This is a genomic window from Pseudoalteromonas sp. APC 3358 (assembly GCF_030408075.1).
GTDB classification, from domain to species: Bacteria; Pseudomonadota; Gammaproteobacteria; order Enterobacterales; family Alteromonadaceae; genus Pseudoalteromonas; species Pseudoalteromonas arctica.
Window position 1 is genome coordinate 1 of the sequence record NZ_JASDCE010000003.1, and the last position, 21,246, is coordinate 21,246.

Annotated in this window: 15 protein-coding genes and 12 tRNA genes; 11 read left to right on the forward strand and 16 right to left on the reverse strand. The window is 39.2% G+C overall.

Features of this window, described 5'->3' with window-relative positions; genetic code table 11:
- Positions 1-147 precede the first annotated feature (147 nt).
- The 5 genes from QL995_RS05055 to QL995_RS05075 form a co-directional block, all read right to left on the reverse strand.
- Positions 148-223: transfer RNA gene (locus QL995_RS05055), tRNA-Glu, on the reverse strand.
- Between the two features lie 93 nt (positions 224-316).
- Positions 317-392, reverse strand: a tRNA-Glu gene (locus tag QL995_RS05060).
- A gap of 93 nt (positions 393-485) precedes the next feature.
- A tRNA-Glu gene (locus QL995_RS05065) sits at positions 486-561 on the reverse strand.
- Between the two features lie 144 nt (positions 562-705).
- Positions 706-781, reverse strand: a tRNA-Glu gene (locus QL995_RS05070).
- A 37-nt stretch (positions 782-818) separates the two neighbouring features.
- Positions 819-894 (reverse strand) — tRNA-Ala (locus QL995_RS05075).
- Positions 895-2,025: 1,131 nt separating this feature from the next.
- Between QL995_RS05075 and QL995_RS05080 the strand changes: the two genes are divergently transcribed.
- The 8 genes from QL995_RS05080 to QL995_RS05115 all read left to right on the forward strand — a co-directional run bounded on the left by QL995_RS05080 (position 2,026) and on the right by QL995_RS05115 (position 5,446).
- Positions 2,026-2,101: transfer RNA gene (locus QL995_RS05080), tRNA-Val, on the forward strand.
- Between the two features lie 152 nt (positions 2,102-2,253).
- Positions 2,254-2,329 (forward strand) — tRNA-Val (locus tag QL995_RS05085).
- 160 nt (positions 2,330-2,489) lie between these two features.
- Positions 2,490-2,565: transfer RNA gene (locus tag QL995_RS05090), tRNA-Val, on the forward strand.
- A 153-nt stretch (positions 2,566-2,718) separates the two neighbouring features.
- Positions 2,719-2,794, forward strand: a tRNA-Val gene (locus tag QL995_RS05095).
- A gap of 49 nt (positions 2,795-2,843) precedes the next feature.
- Positions 2,844-2,919, forward strand: a tRNA-Val gene (locus QL995_RS05100).
- Positions 2,920-3,068: 149 nt separating this feature from the next.
- Positions 3,069-3,144, forward strand: a tRNA-Val gene (locus QL995_RS05105).
- A gap of 56 nt (positions 3,145-3,200) precedes the next feature.
- A tRNA-Val gene (locus QL995_RS05110) sits at positions 3,201-3,276 on the forward strand.
- 523 nt (positions 3,277-3,799) lie between these two features.
- A complete protein-coding gene (locus QL995_RS05115; protein ID WP_024591593.1) occupies positions 3,800-5,446 on the forward strand; it encodes a tetratricopeptide repeat-containing response regulator in 1,647 nt (548 codons plus the stop codon).
- 4 nt (positions 5,447-5,450) lie between these two features.
- Here the strand turns inward: QL995_RS05115 and msrB are convergent, their stop codons facing one another.
- The 10 genes from msrB to QL995_RS05165 form a co-directional block, all read right to left on the reverse strand.
- A complete protein-coding gene (gene msrB / locus QL995_RS05120; RefSeq protein WP_007584021.1) occupies positions 5,451-5,891 on the reverse strand; it encodes a peptide-methionine (R)-S-oxide reductase MsrB in 441 nt (146 codons plus the stop codon).
- A gap of 147 nt (positions 5,892-6,038) precedes the next feature.
- On the reverse strand, positions 6,039-6,479 hold the full coding sequence (locus QL995_RS05125; protein WP_007584019.1) for a hypothetical protein: 441 nt from the start codon (positions 6,477-6,479) through the stop codon (positions 6,039-6,041).
- A 2-nt stretch (positions 6,480-6,481) separates the two neighbouring features.
- On the reverse strand, positions 6,482-7,000 hold the full coding sequence (locus QL995_RS05130; RefSeq protein WP_290293469.1) for a DUF2919 domain-containing protein: 519 nt from the start codon (positions 6,998-7,000) through the stop codon (positions 6,482-6,484).
- A 10-nt stretch (positions 7,001-7,010) separates the two neighbouring features.
- Positions 7,011-9,029: an NAD-dependent DNA ligase LigA gene (gene ligA / locus QL995_RS05135; RefSeq protein ID WP_290293471.1), complete on the reverse strand. Its 2,019-nt coding sequence runs from the start codon at positions 9,027-9,029 to the stop codon at positions 7,011-7,013.
- 80 nt (positions 9,030-9,109) lie between these two features.
- Positions 9,110-9,877, reverse strand: a complete 768-nt coding sequence (gene zipA, locus QL995_RS05140; RefSeq protein ID WP_197152314.1) for a cell division protein ZipA — start codon at positions 9,875-9,877, stop codon at positions 9,110-9,112.
- Positions 9,878-9,951: 74 nt separating this feature from the next.
- A complete protein-coding gene (locus QL995_RS05145; protein ID WP_290293476.1) occupies positions 9,952-13,353 on the reverse strand; it encodes an AAA family ATPase in 3,402 nt (1,133 codons plus the stop codon).
- A 68-nt stretch (positions 13,354-13,421) separates the two neighbouring features.
- Positions 13,422-14,153 carry an RNA methyltransferase gene (locus tag QL995_RS05150; RefSeq protein ID WP_290293479.1) on the reverse strand — a complete coding sequence of 244 codons (732 nt, stop codon included), beginning with the start codon at positions 14,151-14,153 and terminating at the stop codon, positions 13,422-13,424.
- 75 nt (positions 14,154-14,228) lie between these two features.
- On the reverse strand, positions 14,229-16,265 hold the full coding sequence (locus QL995_RS05155; protein WP_290293482.1) for an FUSC family protein: 2,037 nt from the start codon (positions 16,263-16,265) through the stop codon (positions 14,229-14,231).
- Positions 16,266-16,275: 10 nt separating this feature from the next.
- Positions 16,276-17,136: an HlyD family secretion protein gene (locus tag QL995_RS05160; protein WP_007584004.1), complete on the reverse strand. Its 861-nt coding sequence runs from the start codon at positions 17,134-17,136 to the stop codon at positions 16,276-16,278.
- Positions 17,137-17,141: 5 nt separating this feature from the next.
- Complete coding sequence (locus QL995_RS05165) at positions 17,142-17,345, reverse strand: DUF1656 domain-containing protein (RefSeq protein WP_008171772.1); 204 nt, start codon at positions 17,343-17,345, stop codon at positions 17,142-17,144.
- Positions 17,346-17,739: 394 nt separating this feature from the next.
- On the opposite strand from QL995_RS05165, the gene QL995_RS05170 reads away from it, so the two are divergent.
- From QL995_RS05170 to QL995_RS05180, 3 genes are read left to right on the forward strand one after another with little or no spacing between them, the layout of a single operon-like run.
- Positions 17,740-18,849 (forward strand): YjgN family protein, encoded by a 1,110-nt coding sequence (locus QL995_RS05170; protein WP_165721407.1) that lies wholly within the window; start codon positions 17,740-17,742, stop codon positions 18,847-18,849.
- 9 nt (positions 18,850-18,858) lie between these two features.
- Entirely contained in the window at positions 18,859-19,881 is a 1,023-nt protein-coding gene (locus QL995_RS05175) for a M48 family metallopeptidase (RefSeq protein ID WP_197101627.1), read from the forward strand.
- Complete coding sequence (locus QL995_RS05180; protein ID WP_290293496.1) at positions 19,868-20,266, forward strand: DoxX-like family protein; 399 nt, start codon at positions 19,868-19,870, stop codon at positions 20,264-20,266. The genes QL995_RS05175 and QL995_RS05180 overlap by 14 nt, the downstream gene beginning before the upstream one ends.
- Before the next feature lie 55 nt (positions 20,267-20,321).
- On the opposite strand, the gene speB is transcribed toward QL995_RS05180, so the two are convergent.
- Positions 20,322-21,245, reverse strand: coding sequence for an agmatinase (speB, locus tag QL995_RS05185; RefSeq protein ID WP_007583987.1), 924 nt, complete (start codon positions 21,243-21,245; stop codon positions 20,322-20,324).
- Between the last annotated feature and the right edge of the window lies 1 nt (position 21,246).

The window sequence follows — 21,246 nt, forward strand, 5'->3', positions numbered from 1 at the left end:
ACCCCTGTTACCGCCGTGAAAGGGCGGTGTCCTAGGCCTCTAGACGATGGGGACACATAAATGTGTCACTAGGACAACTGAATTTTTAGACTCGTTTCAGGCGAGCTTTCTTAATAACACTTCACTTCCCTATTAAAAATAAGTAAGTGGCGTCCCCAAGGGGATTCGAACCCCTGTTACCGCCGTGAAAGGGCGGTGTCCTAGGCCTCTAGACGATGGGGACACATAAATGTGTCACTAGGACAACTGAATTTTTAGACTCGTTTCAGACGAGCTTTCTTAATAACACTTCACTTCCCTATTAAAAATAAGTAAGTGGCGTCCCCAAGGGGATTCGAACCCCTGTTACCGCCGTGAAAGGGCGGTGTCCTAGGCCTCTAGACGATGGGGACACATAAATGTGTCACTAGGACAACTGAATTTTTAGACTCGTTTCAGGCGAGCTTTCTTAATAACACTTCACTTCCCTATTGAAAATAAGTAAGTGGCGTCCCCAAGGGGATTCGAACCCCTGTTACCGCCGTGAAAGGGCGGTGTCCTAGGCCTCTAGACGATGGGGACACATAAATGTGTCACTAGGACAGTTGATAAGTTTAACTCACATCATGAGCTTTAAGGTAATTGCGTTTAATACAAGTAAAGACTCGAGCTTTAATTGTGACGCTATTTTCTCGGTAAAACCGCCTTTAACTAATAAAAGTTAAGTGGCGTCCCCAAGGGGATTCGAACCCCTGTTACCGCCGTGAAAGGGCGGTGTCCTAGGCCTCTAGACGATGGGGACACAGAAAACTGCTACCCTAGGACAAAACACTAATTTTTGGTGGAGCCATGCGGGATCGAACCGCAGACCTCTTCACTGCCAGCGAAGCGCTCTCCCAGCTGAGCTATGGCCCCAACTTAATCAATACCCGTCGTGATAAACACATCGTGTATCGCTTAGTGCGGGGCGCATTCTATGCACCACCCAAAATAAAGTCAACAGTTTTTTACCTAGCTTTATTTAAATGGTTTAATTTTCAACAAACTGGCTATCAAGCGTGCTAAAAAATACAATTTGAATAAGTTTCTAGCCCTACTGCTTATAATAACATCACTATATCGCAGCGAATACTTAACAACACCCTACTCCCCTATTTAATGCAACAAAATTGCATCAAAGCAAAGGTATACATTTATATGCAAATTGAACTTATCTAAAAACGACCAATTAAGGCCCCGCCAATCGCCTTAATCTTTTAAAAGTTACAATTGCTTATAATAACCAAAACTTAAATGTGGATGAGTACCCGCAGCCTTTACTTGCTTAATAACCAGCGTAACTCGTACTAAAAACTCGATTATTGTTTGAAGAACATTTTGTACATAGCATTGTAGCTTCGTAATGCTATGTACAAAACTTTAGGGCGTGTTGATCTTTGGTGGGTGAATTTGCAGCAGTATGTTTGGTTATTACCCATGAATAGGCGATAACGCCGCATAAAGTCCAAACATGCGCTGCCCTTTGGGTTCAATCCACAAAGGTCAACACGCACTAGTTATATGTGATCTATTTAGTCTTAATCCGAAGGCTATTAGTGAAGTATGAGTATTTACGATTTGGCTAGGTTGGCTTATAAAAATAAAGTAAGTACAAAAATAGAGTTTAGAATGCTGAAAATAGCATTTTTTTGGGAAGTTTAGATTAAATTCATTTTTAAAGGATCGCTCTATTCACTAAATAACTCGCCCTAATATTAATCCATCTTGCTCATAATCATAAAAACGACTCCAGTAAAAAAACAATAAGTATCGTGAAGCTAAATTTAAGATTAATAAAATACAATTCCCTACTCACTTTTAGTGAGCTTATTAGGTGCTTAATTGAACTGCAATATCAAATTTGATGATAAAATAGACTTCAACCATATCCTATTGTTTATAAAACCTTCATTCAGCACATTTTTATCATTCAAGTGTTGACACATTTCCAACTCTATCTATAATAGCGCCCCACAACAACGCAGCAATGCAATGTTGTTTAGATGTGGGTGATTAGCTCAGTTGGGAGAGCATCGCCCTTACAAGGCGAGGGTCACTGGTTCAAGTCCAGTATCACCCACCACTTTTTAATTAAAGTGTTCACATCTAAATTCTATATGGGTCCTAAGCTCAATTAGAAAATAGAGAGCATTACCGCTACTTACAAGTAACGGCGAAGTTCACTGGTTAAAGTCCAGTACTATTTTTTTAATAGTAGCGTTTTAATTTATATGTGGGTGATTAGCTCAGTTGGGAGAGCATCGCCCTTACAAGGCGAGGGTCACTGGTTCAAGTCCAGTATCACCCACCACATATAAAACCTATTATTATATAATAGTCGTGTTTTAAAATTGTAATATGGGTCGTTAGCTCAGTTACAAGAAAAGAGAGCATCACCGCCTTTTATAAAAGATGGCGAAGTTCACTGGTTAAAGTCCAGTACTATCTATATAGGTAGTAGCATGTAATATGGGTCGTTAGCTCAGTTGGGAGAGCATCGCCCTTACAAGGCGAGGGTCACTGGTTCAAGTCCAGTACGACCCACCATTCTTAGAATGGTGCATATTACAAGAAAATCTAAATGGGTCGTTAGCTCAGTTAGAAAAAAGAGAACATTACCGCTATTTACAAGTAACGGCGAGGTTCACTGGTTAAAGTCCAGTACTATTTATTTCAATAGTAGCGTTTTAATTTATATGTGGGTGATTAGCTCAGTTGGGAGAGCATCGCCCTTACAAGGCGAGGGTCACTGGTTCAAGTCCAGTATCACCCACCACATATAAAGCCTATTATTATGTTAATAGTCGCGTTTTAAAATTTAATATGGGTCGTTAGCTCAGTTGGGAGAGCATCGCCCTTACAAGGCGAGGGTCACTGGTTCAAGTCCAGTACGACCCACCATTCCTAGAATGGTGCATATTAAAATGTAATTTGGGTGATTAGCTCAGTTACAAAAGAAGAAAGCATCACCGCCTTTTGCAAATAATGGCGAGGATTACTGGTTAAAGTCCAGCATTAACTATCACCCTTGATAGTTAATAATGTAATTTGGGTGATTAGCTCAGTTGGGAGAGCATCGCCCTTACAAGGCGAGGGTCACTGGTTCAAGTCCAGTATCACCCACCAAATTACAGCTTAAATGTTTAAAGCATTTAATTAAGCGTTATACCTATTTTATATGTGGGTGATTAGCTCAGTTGGGAGAGCATCGCCCTTACAAGGCGAGGGTCACTGGTTCAAGTCCAGTATCACTCACCACATATAAATGCCATCAGACAACTTCTCTAGTAATAACTCTTCCTTCTCATATTAAATACATTTAAGAATTTTATAAAAACTCAATATATAAATCGTATGTAATTAACTTAGCCGTAAGAAAAAGAGCATCGCCACCCTTTACAAATAATGGCGAGGGTCACTGGTATCAAGCCAAGTAATCACCCACCACATATAAATACCATCAGACAACTCTTTAAATGACAACTTCTCTAGTAATAACTCTTTTCCCATATTAAATACGTTTAACTCCTCTTTTTACCTTAAATACATTTCATATTTTTATTAAAATCTAAATTTCCATATCAAAGCACTCATCAAATATAGCGTTATCAATTTTACTTATTTAGTTTTTAATTATGTTATTCGGCTCAGTACCTTCGTAGTTAGATAAACGTATTAGGCAAAGTTAAGTACCTAATAAATACAGCTATCATTTAAATTCCCTTGTAAGGAGTTAAACTGTTGATTATAGTCTGTGTTAAATACAATTACGCTTAAGCCAATGCCAACTAAGATCTATTCAAAAGCCAAAATACTTATAGTAGAGGAGCAGCCACTTGCTCAAAGCTATATGAAACAATCGTTAGAAAGGCTTGGCTTTCGGCAGTTGCGCTTTGCTGATCATGCAAATTCTGCAAAAGAGCAGTGTTTAAGTGAAGAATTTGATCTAATCGTTTGCTCATTCAACTTAAATAAACACCAAGATGGCTACCAGCTTTATGAAGAGCTACGTGTAAAGCAACTCATAAAAAGCTCGACTGGCTTTATTTTTATCTCAGCAGAAACAAGTGGCTCACTCGTTCATAGTGTTCTTGAGCTGCAACCTGATGACTTTTTAGTTAAACCTTTTACAGTACAAGAGCTTAAAATACGCATTGAACGAATCTTAAAGCGTAAACACGACTTACAAACAGTGTATTCATTAATTGATGATGGTAACGATTCAAAAGCTATTAAGTTTATTGATACCGCTCTGGATAAAAAAAATAATAATTACAGCCCTATCCTACTTCGCTTAAAAGGTGATGCCTTACTTCGCTTAAAGCGCGCTCAAGATGCGAAAGACTTTTTTAAGTCTGTTCTCGACATTCAAAAATTTGCTTGGGCAAAAGTAGGCTTAGTAGAAGCACTTATAGCGAATAACGAACATATTTTGGCGCAGCGAATGCTCAAAACAATGTTAGAGCGCCAAGAAACTCGTTTAGTAGCCCTTGATTTGTTGGGCAGATTAGAAATAAAGCTAAATCAATTTGAGCTAGCACAAAGCTTTTTAAGCCAAGCTGCAGAAATTGCACCGCGAAATATCACACGCCAAAAATCGCTAAGTAATGTGTCGCTAATTAATCACGACTACGAAAAAAGCTATTTAACTCAAAAAGATATAGCCACCTTTGCAAAACACTCAATACATGACCACCCCGATGTATATTTGAATGCAGCACGTGCAGGTATCGACTTTGCGCTAACGACTGATCAAACCGATCAAATTCAACGAATTTCTAGGCAAACCAATCAGTACATTAATGATTTAAAAAAACAGTTTCCTAATAATACAAATCAAGCTCAAATTGATGTACTTAATGCACGACTCCATTACTTAAAAGACGAGCATCAAAAAGCTAAAAAGCTAATTGAACAACTTGATGATGACGATACTCATATCCGATCGGTTGATGGCGCACTTGATAAAGCAAAAGCATTTCATGAACTGGGGTTTCATCAAAAGGCGCAAACCTTATTCACACAAATAATTAGCCACTGTGAAAGACATCCCGCAGTTAGCGACACAACTTACTTACGTTATATTCAGCAGCAACAAAGTGAGCGACGCGATATTAAAATGGGTCCAAAAGAGCTTAACAACCATGCCGTTAGTCAATTTAATAAAGGCCAATTAAATACTGCGTTGGAAGCTTTTACACAAGCGTTTAGAGTCATGCCTCGTAATCAAAGTATCGCACTTAATTTATTACAGTGCCTATTTGATTCAACTAAGCAATCTGGCAGCTCATTTAATATGGATCTTGCTAGAAGGTGCTACGCCCTTCTTGATAAAACTAAATTACAAGCAGATCAGACGCAGCGTTTAGATAAGATTTTGCACATAGCAAAAGAAATGAATTTAGATATTCAAAGCGCTAGTAAATAAAATATTAGAGCTTTTTCATTGATGCGGCATTAACGCAATAACGTAAACCCGTTGGTAATGGGCCATCTGGAAAAATATGACCTAAGTGCGAATCGCACACGTTACAAACCACCTCTATGCGCTCCATACCATGACTTGTATCGCTTACATAGCCAATCGCTTCAATTGTCGCAGGTTGCGTAAATGACGGCCAACCAGTACCACTATCAAACTTCTCATCAGCATCAAACAATAGATTATCACAACAAATACACACATACTTGCCAGGTTCGAGTAATGTACAACTACCCGAGCTACCTGGGCGCTCTGTTCCCTTTTTACGTGTTACGTAATATTCATCTTCTGATAGTTGCATCCGCCACTGCTCGTCAGTTTTGACTACTTTTTTACTTGGGGTAGGATTGCCATTGGTGGCAAAGTTAATAACATCATTCCACTTCAACATAATAGCCTCATTGAATAGTTGATTAGCTATACTTTATAAAGTCATAAAAAGTACGGCTAATTATTACGTTATTTAATACACTAAAGATCAGCTAAGGAGTGTTGACCGTTTAAGACTAAAACTCGTTCAACCTTAAAGGTAATTTTCTTAGCTAAAGGTAATATTTTGTTTTTCTGAGTCGGTAAGTATTCGTTTAATAAAACTATCTAGCTCTGCTTTTTTTACAGGTAAACTAACACTCATTTGGCGCTCGTTATTACTGTAAATTATTAGCTCATCATCCTTTGTCGTTATACGTTCAATACTCTCAATAACTAACCAATCTGGACCGTGCTTTTTATCAAAAAATCCCATCAAACTAAAAAGTAATAAGTGTTGGGCATCTCGCTGAATAAAATCCTCTAACCTGTTTCTTGATTTAAATAAAGGCGTTAACCTATAAACGCTTGAGCAAAAAACAAATACCCATAACCCAAATAACGCTTTAAACCACATAAACTCTAAAAGCTCAGTGCTAATCATTAAAATAATAAGCACAAAGCCTATTATCGATATAGCTATCGCTATTTTTTTATTTACGGCGTCCACAACTAATCCCTTTTAAGTCGCTTCTTTTCTTCTGATGCCTTTTCTGTCGGCTCAGGCCAATCATTAAAGAAAACAGTTAAATAGCGGCTTTTCACCAAATACCATAATACCCATAAAACAATCATTATTTGTACTGCTAAAAATGATGAAAATCGATAATGGCTATGTGCTGCTTGAACACTTAACCATGTTAAATCAACAACTGCACATAAAATAAGAGGCCAGCGCATATGTCGCCATATTCTTGCTAACCTGTTGCTTACACTGTGTGAATCTCGTGGTCTGCGTAAACAAAATAAAATAGTCGGTATTATTGCAATACTTCCAATCGTTATTGCGATAAAAAAATCATTTTTATTTTTAAAAAATAACGACATTAAATCTAGTTCAGGCCTGCGGCTTAAAGCCGCAATAACCCAAATAAAATAACTGCGTAATAGCACAAGCACACTTAAATGAAATGCAATAGGCGTACGGTAACTTCCGTACTTATCCCAGTATTCTGGCCCATATCGGCTCATTGTCATTTTCCTAACCGTTATGCTTTATAAGCAACTCAATTAATTCATCTTCAGTTAGTATGTCTATGCCTAGGTCTTGTGCTTTTGTTAGTTTTGAACCTGCTTTTTCACCCGCCACTAACGCATCTGTTTTAGCCGATACGCTACCAGACACCTTGGCACCAAGTTTTTGTAATCGTGCTTTTGCATCATTGCGATTAAGTGTATTAAGCGTACCTGTAAGTACATATGTAAGCCCAGCGAGCGGCTGTTCTTCCTCAGAAGGTGCGCTCAACGCTGGCCAGTTTACACCTTGATCTATCAGCGCATTAACAACTGCTAAATTATGCTCTTCATCAAAAAAGCCACGAACATGAGCAGCTACTATTTCGCCTACATCACTTACTTGCGTTAAACTATCAATGCTGGCATTTATTACATTTTCAAGGGTTAGAAAGTGATTAGCTAAATTTTGTGCTGTCGCCTCCCCGGCTTCTCGAATACCTAATGAATATAAAAACTTAGCAAGCGTAGTGCCTTTAGCCTCTTCAAGTGCTGTTACTAAGTTTTTAGCTGACTTAGGTCCCATACGTTCAAGTGACTCAAAATGCCCCTGTTTTAAAATAAACAAATCAGCAGGCGTTTTTATAAGTTCTCTATCGACTAACTGATCAACAATCTTATCGCCAAGACCATCTATATCCAGCGCTTTGCGCGAAGCAAAGTGCTTAATAGCTTGCTTACGCTGTGCAGGACATACAAGTCCACCCGTACAACGGGCTACAGCTTCGCCTTCAACCTTTTCAACATGAGAATCACAGATTGGGCAAGTCGTCGGGAATTCGATATCTCTGGCATCATCAGGTCTGCGTTCAAGTACAACTTGAGTTATTTGTGGGATTACGTCTCCAGCACGGCGAATAATAACTGTATCGCCTACTTTTACGCCTAAACGTGCAACTTCATCACTGTTATGAAGCGTTGCATTTGATACGGTAACGCCACCCACAAAAACAGGCTTCAAACGTGCAACAGGTGTAATGGCGCCAGTACGACCGACTTGAAAATCAACATCAAGTAGTTGGGTTATTTCCTCTTGCGCCGGAAACTTATACGCAATAGCCCAACGAGGAGCACGTGCCACAAAGCCTAAGCGCTCTTGTAAGGTCTTTTTATTTATTTTTATTACTACGCCATCAATTTCATATTTAAGCTCACCACGGCGCGTTAAAATATCGCTGTAGTAATCGAGCGCGGCTTTTGGACCTTCAACTAATTTTGTTTCTGGGCACAAAGGTAGTCCCCAATCAGTCAGCTTTTCTAATTGCTGATAGTGATCCTCAGGAATGCTGCCATCAGCAACAAGCCCGGTGCTGTACGCATAAAACATGAGTGGGCGTTTAGCGGTAATTTTAGAGTCGAGTTGACGCAAACTCCCCGCCGCTGCATTACGCGGGTTAACAAATACTTTTTCACCGCGTTTTTCTGCCTCAGTATTCAATTTATCAAAGCCAGCGCTGTCCATAAATACTTCGCCGCGAACTTCAAGCTCTTTTGGGTAATCACCACGGAGCTTGAGCGGTACATTACGAATGGTTTTAACATTTTGAGTAATGTTTTCACCGGTAAAACCATCACCTCGAGTAGCCGCTTGTACAAGCACACCATCGCGATAAATAATTGATACAGCTAAACCATCAAGTTTTGGCTCACAACAAAAAGTAAGCTCATCAGTACTCATTAAACGCTCTTTTATACGGCGATTAAACGCAGTGAATTCTTCTTCACTAAAGGCGTTATCAAGTGAGAGCATGGGTACTTGGTGCGCTACTTGTTCAAATTTACTAAGTGCTGCACCGCCTACTTTTTGTGTAGGTGAGTCGGCGGTTAAAAATTCAGGATGCTCGGTTTCAAGTGCGCTTAGTTCGCGTAATAACCTATCGTATTCAGAATCAGGAATACTGGGGGTGTCGAGCACATAATAATTATAGTTGTGTTGCTCTAATGTAGTACGAAGATGATTAACTTGCTCACTAATGCTGCTAGACATTTAAACCTCAATAAACATAAAAAAAGCCACTTTGACGATTCACCGTCCAGTGGCTTATAAAAATATAATGTATGCGTTATTTACGCTGAAAAAGAACGAACCTGCTCAACATATTGTCTTACGCGATCTACTGTCATTTCATTTCGCTCAGCATCTAAAATTTGCGCACCAAATTCATCCGCTAACTTTTTAGCTGCGCTGTGCAACATATTAAATGCAGCTAGACCATCGCCGTCGCACGGTAATGTCATAAATAAGCTTACCCCAGCGGTACTAAACTGTTCCATATTATCAATATCAAACGTACCTGGGTTGTACATATTTACTAATCTAAATAAAACAGGGCCTTGGCCAGCCGGATCTAAGTGGCGATTAAAAAAGCCTTCCTCAGAATATTTAAAACCTAAAGTGTTAACTGCTGGCAATAATTTACTGCCCTGCATGCTAAGCTCTTCTGGCATTTGAATATGTACGATAACAAAGTCAGACATTTGAGCAGGTGCTTCTTCAGCGCTTTGCTCTTTTGCTTCTAGGTCATCAACTATTTCTAGGTCATCTTCAATCGGCACTTCTGGCACGCTTGTATCTATTTGCGGCTCATTTGCATCAAAGTTAAGCTCGCCAAACTGTGGCTCATCACGTTCGTCTTGCATTGGCTCTTTTGGTTCAGCCTCAGCTCGAAACGGTTTAGATGAAGCTGATGCGCTTTCTTGTAATGGCTCAACTCGCTCGTTATCAGATACTTCTGGGCGGTCTTTTTTTCTCACAGACCACAATCCATGTATTAATAAACCACCAATGACAACTACACTGATAATGATTAAAACCCATCTTAATTGTTCGGCCATCCCCTCACCTTTTATTATTTGATATGCCTAAAACCTGTATATTAATTAAAAACTAATACACTTGTTATAAAAATTTATGCATGTGCAAGTTGCACAGCTTGCTCTATATCTACAGCAACCATACGCGATACGCCAGGTTCTGCCATAGTAACACCTGTTAATCTACCAGCCATTTCCATCGCAATTTTATTATGACTAATATAAATAAACTGCACTGATTGTGACATTTCTTCAACCAAACGGCAAAAACGCACAACGTTGGCATCATCCAATGGTGCATCTACTTCGTCCAGCATACAGAAAGGAGCTGGATTGAGCCTGAATATAGAAAACACTAATGATAATGCGGTCAGCGCTTTTTCTCCACCACTTAACAAATGAATTGTTGAATTTTTCTTACCCGGTGGTCGTGCCATTATACTAACACCACTTTCGAGTAAATCGTCACTGGTTAATTCTAAATACGCACTACCACCACCAAAAACTTTAGGAAATAGCTCTGCAAAGTCTTCGTTAACTTGATCGAACGTCGCTTTAAAGCGTGTTTTGGTCTCACTATCAATTTTACGAATTGCACCTTCAAGGGTACTTAACGCTTTTGTTAAATCATCTAATTGATTATCAAGATAGTCACTACGAGCTTTAGCTAAATCAAACTCTTCTATTGCCGCTAAGTTTACTGCACCTAATTTATCTAACTGATTAGTAAATCCGGTTAACTGATTTTGCGCTGCACTTAAATTCAATGAATCAGGTAATTCATCAAGTATTGCTTTTAAGCTTTGCTTTAGCTCTTCTAATGGTTCGAGCGCAACTTGCGCTTTTATTAGTAAGCTTTGCTCTTCAATTGTTAGCTTTTGATGCTGCTCTTGCAAGCCCACCAGCTCACCTTGTGAGTTTTTAAGACTTGCTTGCTTGGTGTTTAAACTTTCTTTAGCGTGAGATAATTCTTTTTGTAGCACTACCAGTGCCTGCTCGCCTTTTTGATGCTGCGCTAAAAACTGCGTTATTTTATCGCCAAGTTCTTGCTCTGGTATCAGCAGTTCTTCTATTTCATTGAGTAATTCTTGCGCACCTTCAGATGCACTAACGTGCTCTTGCTCTGCATGGCTCAATTTGGTTTGGCTTAACTGCCATTCACTACGTGCCTTTTGCTCTGAGAGCGTTGCCTTATGCGCTTGTGTTTTATATTGCTCAAGCATGCTTAATGCTTCGCTATAACTTTTATCACTTTGTGAGCGTAAGCTATTTGCAGCGTCTAGCTCATCCGCTAAATTAAGTTGCTGCTCATTAAAAACGTCAAATTGCTCTGTTTGCTCATCAAGCACGTTATTTAATTGCAAAAGCGCAGTGGTTAATTGCTGTTTTTGTTGCTGTAGCTTTTCTAGTTGAAGCTTAAAGTGCGCTACTTGCTGTTTGAGCATATCGCTGCGTGTACCGGCTACTGCTATATTTTGCGCAAGCTCATGTATGGCTTCTTTTAGCTCGCTTTGCTCGTTAATTAACTTTATTTGATCAGCTGTATGTTCATCACGAGTGTGTGTTACTTGTTTTAGCTCATCCTCGGCATTGGTTAACTGCTGAGCTTTATCCTGCAATTGCTTATGTTTTAAAAGCAATGAGTTTTCTGCGTTACGATCAGCACTTACATGCCAGTTACGACCATATAAAGCACCGTTTTTATCCATAACGGCTGTATAATAAGCATCTTTTAACAGCGTTAGATCACCGCTCTCACTATAAGCAATACGCGTTAAATGATCTGGGTACACGCCACTTGCTATGAATGCCGCTAAGCTATTTTCAGCAATGTGCTTACCACTAATTGGCCACACACTATTATCAGCTTGCTGCTCACTTACATTTAAGTGCTCTAGCGATTTAAGTGCTTGCTCTATTAAGGGCTCAAAGCCTTCTTTAACACTTAGCTGATTAAACAAACCATTAGTACTTTCACTTTCTTCATCAAGCCCTAATGTACTTTTAAGCCCCGTTATACTGGCTTTTAACTCATTTATTGTTTGAGTAAGCGTCGAATATTGCTTTTGTGAGTTATTAACACGCTCATTTTGCACTTCAAGCTTAGCACTGCACTGCGTGTGCGCTGTTTGTTTAGCGGCAAGTTCTTGGGTTAATGTTTGTGTTTGCTGTGTTTGCTGCGTTAATTGTTGTTCTACATCGCTACTTTGTAAGTCAGTAAGCTGCGCATTTAACTGATTAAGTTGCTCGTTAACGTGGCTTATTTGCTGCTGAGTTTGTTTAATGTGACTGCTATGCAGTTGCGCATTATTATTAAGTTGTTGCTGTTGCTCACACAAAGTTTGCCAGTGTGTATTGTGGCGCTGCTTCAGTGCTAATAATTCCTCAAGCTCATGCGTTAACTTCCTAACTTGCTCTTCGCACATTAACGCGTTTTCACTTGCCTCTTGCAGGGCTTCATTTAGTTGCTCGCACACAATTTGCTGCTGCGATTTTACCTCAGCACTTTGAATTTGGCGTTGCTGTAATTTAATTAAACTTTGTTTAAGCGTTTGGGTTTGCTGCTTTACATTTATTTGTTGTTGCTCAGCGCGAGTAAGCTCGGTGTGTATAACATGTTGCTGATGCTGTGCATCGCTTAGTTTATCTTGCTGGGCTTGTACTTGCCCCTCTAGGCTTGCAAGTACATCGTCATGCCCTGAGTTAGCGGTTTTAAAAAACGAAATTTGATCATTAAGTTTTTTAATTTGGGCACTTTTTTCAAGTTGCTGCTGATGTAACTTTTGCCATTTTAAAACGGCAATTTGGCCTTTTAGCGTACGTTCTTGTGCTTTTAATTCGCGGTATTTTTTTGCATCAACCGACTGCACAGCCAATTTATCTAACTGGCTTTGCAGCTCTTTACGCACATCTAACAAACGTTCAAGGTTTTCGCGGGTGCTTTTTATACGAGTTTGTGTTTCGCGTCGGCGCTCTTTGTACTTAGAAACGCCAGCGGCTTCTTCTAAAAATACGCGTAATTCTTGTGGTTTACTTTCTATTAAGCGCGAGATCATCCCTTGCTCAATAATTGCGTAACTACGCGGACCAAGACCTGTACCTAAAAATATATCGGTAATATCACGCTTACGGCATTTACTGCCATTTAAAAAGTACAGCGATAGCCCGTCGCGCGTTACTAAGCGTTTAATTGCAATTTGGTTTCGATCGGCAAATGTGTTTGAAGGACTACCTTTATCGTTATCAAAAACAAGCTCTACAGAAGCTTGTGATATGGCTTTACGATTAGTTGAGCCATTAAAAATAACGTCGGTCATGGCATCGCCACGCAGGTTTTTAGCAGAGCTTTCACCTAGCACCCATCGTACTGCATCAATAACGTTAGATTTGCCACAGCCATTAGGGCCTACAACACATGTCATTTGATCAGGAAATGGAATTTTAGTGGGCTCTACAAACGATTTAAAGCCCGCTAATTTAATAGTGCTTAAGCGCATCTTATTGTTATTACCAATTTATTATTGTTATTTGTCATAAACAATTTAACCCATAATTTACTAATAGATTAAGCTTGTCGTTTAAAGTTATCTAAAATAATACCGGTCGCCATTGCAACATTAAGTGACTCTGCTCCACCAAAAGCGGGAATGGTGATTTTATTGGTCACTAACTTTGCACATGTCTCGCGTATACCATGCGACTCACTGCCCATTAGCAAAACGCCTGAGCCCGTAAATTGGGTTTTATGTACACTTTGTCCATCTAAAAAAGCACCGTAAACAGGTAAATTTAAAGACTGTAAGTAATCAGGTAAATCTACTTGGCTTACCGATACCCTTACAAACGAGCCCATTGTGGCGCTAATTGTTTTAGGGTTGTAAGCGTCTGCGCTGTCGGTGCTAGTTACTATATGTTTAATACCGTACCAATCAGCTACTCTAATTATTGTACCTAAATTACCAGGGTCAGATACGCCATCAAGCGCGAGTATTAAGCCATTTGATTGTGGTAAAGCTGCCTTTGGCATATCAACAATAGCAATGGCTGCATTATTGCTAACTAGCGTGCTCGCTTTAGTGAGGGTTTCTTCATCCGCTTCAATAAAATTAGCGTGCTGATACTCACTTTGGTACGCATTTATAAATTCGTTTGTAGCAAAAATATTAACCGCATTTAATGGGCTGTTTAATAACTCAAGTACGTTTTTTTCACCTTGTACAAGGTATTGATTATATTGCTTTCGGTACTTTTTTTGGCCAAGTTGGCGAATAAGTTTGAGTTGGTTTTTTGAAATCATAACAGCCCCATAAAATTGTCCATCAAGTATAACAGATTTCGTTATAACATCTGAACTCGAAAGCAGCGAATGGGGTTAATTTATCTTGCTGGCACTTCTTTCAAAGGTCAGATTAATGCGAATAAACATCCCTTTTATTGCCTCTAATTGGTTTGAATCACCAACAGATGCGGCTAATTCGTTATAAAGATTATCAGACGCTTGCTTAAAGTTTTCATCAAACTTACCTTTGGTAGCCAGCATAAATGCATCAGCCAACATGCGTTGCCACTCATTTAAGTATTTTAGCTTTGTGTCACCAGCAAGGTTTTCGCAAATTGAGTTTAATCGCACTGAAGCATGTCCTAAGTTTAGACCGGTAAGAGCCATATCGGTAATAGCGCGTGAGTGTGAGCCCTGATCGTAATTAGTTAAGCGGATTAACCTATCTGCCATGCGGCGGTTGTACCAAATACTCGGAGTTTGATGGGTATTTATTTCGAGTAAATCTTTATAGGTAGCCTTAAAAACACGATGAACAAGTAACTGAACACTTGGTCCTGTAAATAACTGAAAAATCCAAAATAAAATACTCACGCCAGCAAAAATAGCGATTGCAGAGCTGAGTGTATAATCAATTGAAAATGCTAGGCTCATATCCATGCTGGGTCTAACCAAAATAGTAAATGGAATACAAAACCCTAAGCCGTATGGCAGCGTTTGTTGATCAGCGAGTAACAGCAAACCCAAAAAATACGGACCAGCTAATACAAGCAATAATATTTCTAATTGCCCTCCACTTTGCGACAGTAAATTTAACGCATAAAAAATAGTTACAAAAGTAGCAACAATTATACCTGCCAATAAACGTTTAATTACAACCTGTAAAATAGCCAAGGGTATTCTCGACAGCATTATCGAAAATATGACCGGTAATATCATAATTAATAATGCAGCTGAAGAACCTGTATTAATCCAAATAAATGCGCCGATAGAAAACACCAAAGCAGTTCTAAATCCAACAATAATGCCAGCTAATGGGTCGCGATATGTAAGCATACTGGGTGCATTTAATAATGTTTTATCGCGTTGTTCTAAAGCTCTGTATGCGCGTAGTAAAATTGTTAAGTCGGCTGCCACTTCTAAGCTCACATTGAGCATGTGAGATTCAAATGGCGAATCACACACCGTATTTGCTCTATAGTCGGTTAGCTCTTTACGCAGTGTTTTAACTTGTTCGGCGCAGTAATCAAAATCGTCAGATTCTTTAATTTGCGCGAATACGTGTTTAAGTTTACTTATTAATTTGTCTAATGTGGGAGTAATGAGATCTGCGTGGTTTCGTTGCAGGCGACCAATTATTTGAATTGAAGCCAGTAAAGAAAGCACTTTTTGCGACAATTGATTTGCAGCACGTGAGCGCCCTGGACCTTTTGGTCCTTCGTACCTTACTGCGCTGGAGTCTTCGTTTATAGATCCTAACGTTGCCATAATGCCATCTATTTGTTGATGGCGATTTTCGTGCGAGCCTTTAGAATCAAGCTCAGTTACTAAATAATCTAACGTTTGGTTTATAACCGACCGCGCTTGTACTTGTAGTAAGTGTTTAACTTTTACAGGCCAAAACAAATGGCTCACAAGGCCTGCACATATTGAGCCTATTACTATTTCACTCACGCGCGCTTGTGCTATATCAAATATACTTTGACTGCTCACCATTGCCGGAGTAACCATGACTAAAAGTACAATAATAGCGGCTGTTACACCTGCCATAGCAAACGCATAAACAAAGTTTGCTTGGCGTACCATTGCCGATAACGCAGAGTTTACCCCCAACCATAATGCAAGTGCACCGAGCGCTAAATAAGGGTAGAGAATTAACTGAGTTAAAAGCAATATGCCAAATAAACCACCCACTATGGTGCCTATTATTTGGCAAATTGCTTTTTCAATAACTAATCCGCTTTGCGGGCGTAATTGCAAAAATATAGCCGAGACTAACGCCCAATAAGGTCTTTCAAGATTAAGCCACATAGCAATAGTAAGCGCCATTACCATGGCTATAACGCCCTTAGTCGCAAAAATAATTGCCTGTTTTTTAGGAAAAAACAAATTTTGTAATACAACGCCCACTGTCTTCCCCTTAACGTGTAGCGAGATGTATTGTGGCGGTCATTCCTGCGCTTAACTGTGTATCTTCGGGCAATGAATCTAACTTAATATCAACAGGAATACGTTGCGATAAACGTACCCAATTAAATGTTTGTTGCACTTGCGGTAAAAGTTGTCCGTTACTTTGTGTATTCGTATTTGCAATTGCTTTACCTACACTCACTACATGCCCTGTTAATTGCTTACCACCGCTTAGAAGCGCTATTTTAGCTTTTTGATCAGGATAAATAAGCGGTATTTTACTCTCTTCAAAGTAACCCGTTACGTAAAATGAATCTGACTGCACGATAGCAAACACAGGTGTTCCTTGAGCTACATAGTTACCTTGGCGTAAATTCAGATTAATTATTTGTCCCGATGCAGGCGCAACAATTTTAGTTCTATCAACATTTAATTGCGCAATTGTTTGCTCTGTTTTAGCTAGGTTATAATTTGCCTCAGCAATTTTAGTATTGATACGTGTTGATTCTAGCGTTTCTTCACTTATTGCCTGTTGAGTGTTTAGCTCAACACGTCTTTCGTATTTATGTTTAGCAAGCTCCCATGTATATAGCGTATTTTCTGTATTGGCTTTACTTTTATCAAGCGCTGCTTGGTAACGCTTTTGATCAACATTAAAAAGTACTTCGCCTTTTTGTACGTTTTGACCATCTTTAATGTTTAAAGCAGTCACCCAACCCGACACGTCTGGAGCAACTGTAACTATGTCTGCTCGAATGCGACCATCGCGCGTCCAAGGAGTATGCATGTAGTCAGTCCATACCCAACGCCCAGCAAAAACCGCAGCTATAACAACCAAGATAGTAAAAGTAATACGCAGATATTTAATCATTCAATTTATCTTCCACTTAGTAAATAGACGGCCAGTGCCAAGTAACAAACAAATAGTGACACTTCAAACCAAGCCACTTTCCAAATACGGTCATGCCAATCTAGTCGATGCAAAGCAAAACGAGTCAGCGCTGTTAAAATAAACGCAATTGGGAAATAAACAATCAGCGGGCTAAATTCTAATCCCCCTAGCACGACTGCTTGAAACATAATAAATATCCTAATGTTATTTAAAGCGGTGATAAAAGCTGTAAAACCTAAATAAATTTACATCCCTACTACTCTTACAATCTATTATTTTGGCATATAAATCAATTAGCTTAATTGTACGTAGGTGTGCTTAATACATAATTAATGCCATTACATTTAAGCAGCATTAACTATGTATAGTAGCTAAATCGCATATTAAAAAGCTAAAGATCCCAGTTACCAGCCAAATAAATAAAACCAGCGAGGTTTATTTATAAAAAAGTATTAGAGTATTTAACTCAATACTTAAAACGCCTATTTATAGCTGTTTACAGAAGGGTGAGATAATTATAAACATTGAATTTTGCACTAAAAATGGGTAAATTAACAAAAAAACAACATGGATATAATTTTAATGGAATCAATACACCCTACCCCCTCTGAAACAACCCCACCAATAAATGAGCCTGCTGAACCAATTTTTAGCGGAAAAGTGCAGTTTAGTGGTAAAGGCGGTGAGTTTTTTGGAATTTGGATTGTAAATATATTACTTAGCGTTATTACGCTTGGCATATACTCAGCGTGGGCTAAAGTACGTACGCATCGCTATTTTTACGGCCACACCCGTATAGATGGTCATAGCTTTGACTACCTAGCAACGCCAATACAAATTTTAAAAGGTCGGATTTTAGCGGTTATTGTATTTTTTATTTATACATTTTCTATTAGCTTTATGCCTATTTTAGGCCTGTTTATTGCTCTTGGTTTTATCTTTTTAATGCCATGGATTATTAACCAAGGTTTACGTTTTAATCTGCGTATGACCCGCCATCGTAATGTTCGCTTTGCTTTTAAAGGCAGCTATGGCGAAGCCTTTGTTAACTTTATACTTTTACCTATTGCCAGCATATTTACGCTTTATTTATTAATGCCTTACGTTATAAAACGTATTGATAGCTATATCCATAGCAATATTAGTTACGGTGACAAACCGCTTACTGTAAATCTAAAAGGCGAAACCTATTACTTAACAGCGCTTATTTGCTTTGTAGTGAGCTCTATCACCATGGTGGTATTTATGGGGATTTTAGGATTATTTGGCCTCAACTTAGTAGATATTGAAAACCAACAAAATTTAGAAAATTCTGCAGCTATGGTTATGCTTCCTATCTTTATGATGATTGCCTATGTGCTAATGATTGCCATTGTTTCTGCTGTATGGCACGCCGCTATTAGAAATCACATTTTTGATAACAGCCATTTTGAAGGCGTTGCTACATTTAAATCTGAGCTAAAACCAATTCCTTTCGCTGTTTTACTACTCACTAATATGTTGGCTATTGTATTTTCTTTAGGCCTTGCATACCCATGGACAAAAGTACGTACATCAAAAATGCTCGCTGATGTAACTAACGTCACTATTTATCCTGGTGCATTAAACCTAATTGATACCGCGCAAGAACAGCAATCATCATTTGCTGAAGAAGCTGCAAACGTATTTGATATTGACCTTTCTCTAACTTAAGAGCTCACTATGCATGTAAAGGGACATTTTTTCCCCATCGCATCGAGTAACTATCAAGTGTGTGTTGCAACTATTAGCGACACACACATTGAAGTTATTAACGATGAACACGTTATAGCTCGCCACGCAATCTCAAGTCTAAAATTAAGTTCGGGGATGGCAGGACTTGCTGACGAACTAAACTTTGAAGATGGCAGTCGTTTTATTCCTCAAGATGTAAGTTACAGATGGCCATTTAAAGAAAATAACCATCACATAATGGAGCGCCTTGAAAAAAGTAAATGGGCAATTTTAGCCGCAGTCATATTTACACCACTTTTTATGTGGTTAGTACTTTATAAAGCGGTACCGGCTATTGCTGTTTACAGTGTTGATACCCTGCCACGTAATGTTGTGGAACAAATGGGGGAGCAAAGCTTTACACTTATTAAAAAGATTGCGCTTGACCCAAGTGAGCTGCCCGCAGAGCAGCAAACTAAAGTACAAACACATTTTACAAATATGCTTAATGCGTTATCGCTTGATCAATCGGTTTATAGATTATCGTTTTATAAATCAGACAGCTTTGGTGCTAACGCGTTTGCACTACCCCATGGCCGTATCGTGGTCACAGATGATTTAGCAAATTTACTTGCCGATAAACCCAATGCACTAAAAGCGGTATTGCTACACGAAATGGGCCATGTAGTCCACCAGCATAGCGTACGTATTACAGCACAATCTGCCGCAAGTACGATTGTGCTAGCGGTTGTATTTGGTGATTTAGAAGGGGTTGCAGAGGTTGCATTAGGTACAGGTGCATCGTTTGCTCAGCAAGGGTTTTCACGAGATATGGAACGCGAGGCAGATACCTTTGCACTCACTCAATTAGAGTCGCTTGGGTATTCGAGTAATGACTTTGCTGATGCAATAGAAGCCCTACAAGAAAGCCATACCAGCGAAAACGAACACCTCGAAAAAGTAAATGACTTTTTAGAGTACTTATCTAGCCACCCAAGTGCACAAGAGCGTATTGACAATGCTAGGAAATAATCGCGGTTATATTCAACTTGCTCGCTACATAGTGAGTTTAAGTTGGATATATCATGGCTTTTTTCCAAAGCTTTATCATATTGCACCACTTGAAAAATTAATGACTGGCAGTGCTGGTTTTTCAGCAGAAGTGTCTGACTTAATTACACGTTCGGCGGGTTTTGGCGAAATTATATTTGGATTGTGTTTATTTGTGTTTTATAACAATAAACACTTAGTAATTTTAAATATTTTAGCGTTAATTGGCCTTCTACTCGCTGTAGTTGTAATGCAGCCACAATTGCTTATTGAAGCATTTAACCCTGTAACTACTAATTTGCCTCTTATTGGGCTAAGCGTTATTTGGTTAAAGGAAATTAAGCTGCTGAATAATCGATACCTCTAAATAAAAAAGGGTATGCCTGCGCATACCCTTTTTTTGTAGTATTTAATTTGTAAAATTAATACTTATTTTTATGTGTCCACAAATGCAGTAATTCGCTAGCAATTGTTGCTGCGGCAATAGCGGTAAGCTCGCTTTGGTCGTACGAAGGTGATACTTCTACCACATCCATACCTACCATGTTTATGCCTTTTAGCGCACGCAGTACTTTAAGTACTTTATCTGACGTTAAACCACCGCACACAGGAGTGCCTGTACCAGGCGCAAACGCAGGGTCTAAACAATCTATATCAAACGTTAAGTAAACAGGTAGGTCACCTACTCGTTCAAGTATTTGCGCTGCAATATCATTTGCATGTAAATCGTTGGCTTGCATTGCATCAATCACAGCAAACTCATGTTTACTTTGATCAAAGTCGGTACGAATACCTATTTGTATACTGTGCTCAACATCAATCAGCCCTTCCATTGGTGCATGATAAAACATAGTGCCGTGATCAAAACGCGAGCCATTGCTATAGGTATCGGTGTGCGCATCAAAATGTACTAATGCCATTTTGCCATGTATTTTTGCATGAGCACGTAATAGCGGAAGCGTCACAAAGTGATCGCCCCCTAAACCTAATAGCGTTTTACCTTGGCGAAGTATTTGCTCAGCAGCCATTTCTAGTTGCGCAGTAAAATACTCAGGATCGCCAACAGGGTAAGTAAAGTCCCCTGCGTCTGCCACTTTTAAACGCTCAAACAACGGGAACGTCCACGGGTACTTAGTGTCTTCCCATGCTAAATGAACCGACGCACGACGAATCGCATCAGGACCTAAGCGTGCACCAGGGCGACCCGATGTCGCTAAATCAAACGGTAAGCCTAAAACGACTACGTCTGCATCAATTGCATTAATATTTTGCACCATAGGACGACGTAAAAACGTCATCCCATTTGAGTACAATGAGTGATCTGCGTGACCAAACAAAGTCGACATT

Coding starts and splice junctions, on each gene's coding strand:
- QL995_RS05115 (WP_024591593.1), top strand. CDS start 3,800: ATGCCAACTAAGATCTATTCAAAAGCCAAAATACTTATAGTAGAGGAG.
- msrB (WP_007584021.1), bottom strand. CDS start 5,891: ATGTTGAAGTGGAATGATGTTATTAACTTTGCCACCAATGGCAATCCT.
- QL995_RS05130 (WP_290293469.1), bottom strand. CDS start 7,000: ATGAGCCGATATGGGCCAGAATACTGGGATAAGTACGGAAGTTACCGT.
- ligA (WP_290293471.1), bottom strand. CDS start 9,029: ATGTCTAGCAGCATTAGTGAGCAAGTTAATCATCTTCGTACTACATTA.
- zipA (WP_197152314.1), bottom strand. CDS start 9,877: ATGGCCGAACAATTAAGATGGGTTTTAATCATTATCAGTGTAGTTGTC.
- QL995_RS05145 (WP_290293476.1), bottom strand. CDS start 13,353: ATGCGCTTAAGCACTATTAAATTAGCGGGCTTTAAATCGTTTGTAGAG.
- QL995_RS05150 (WP_290293479.1), bottom strand. CDS start 14,153: ATGATTTCAAAAAACCAACTCAAACTTATTCGCCAACTTGGCCAAAAA.
- QL995_RS05160 (WP_007584004.1), bottom strand. CDS start 17,136: ATGATTAAATATCTGCGTATTACTTTTACTATCTTGGTTGTTATAGCT.
- QL995_RS05165 (WP_008171772.1), bottom strand. CDS start 17,345: ATGTTTCAAGCAGTCGTGCTAGGGGGATTAGAATTTAGCCCGCTGATT.
- QL995_RS05170 (WP_165721407.1), top strand. CDS start 17,740: ATGGAATCAATACACCCTACCCCCTCTGAAACAACCCCACCAATAAAT.
- QL995_RS05175 (WP_197101627.1), top strand. CDS start 18,859: ATGCATGTAAAGGGACATTTTTTCCCCATCGCATCGAGTAACTATCAA.
- QL995_RS05180 (WP_290293496.1), top strand. CDS start 19,868: ATGCTAGGAAATAATCGCGGTTATATTCAACTTGCTCGCTACATAGTG.
- speB (WP_007583987.1), bottom strand. CDS start 21,245: ATGTCGACTTTGTTTGGTCACGCAGATCACTCATTGTACTCAAATGGG.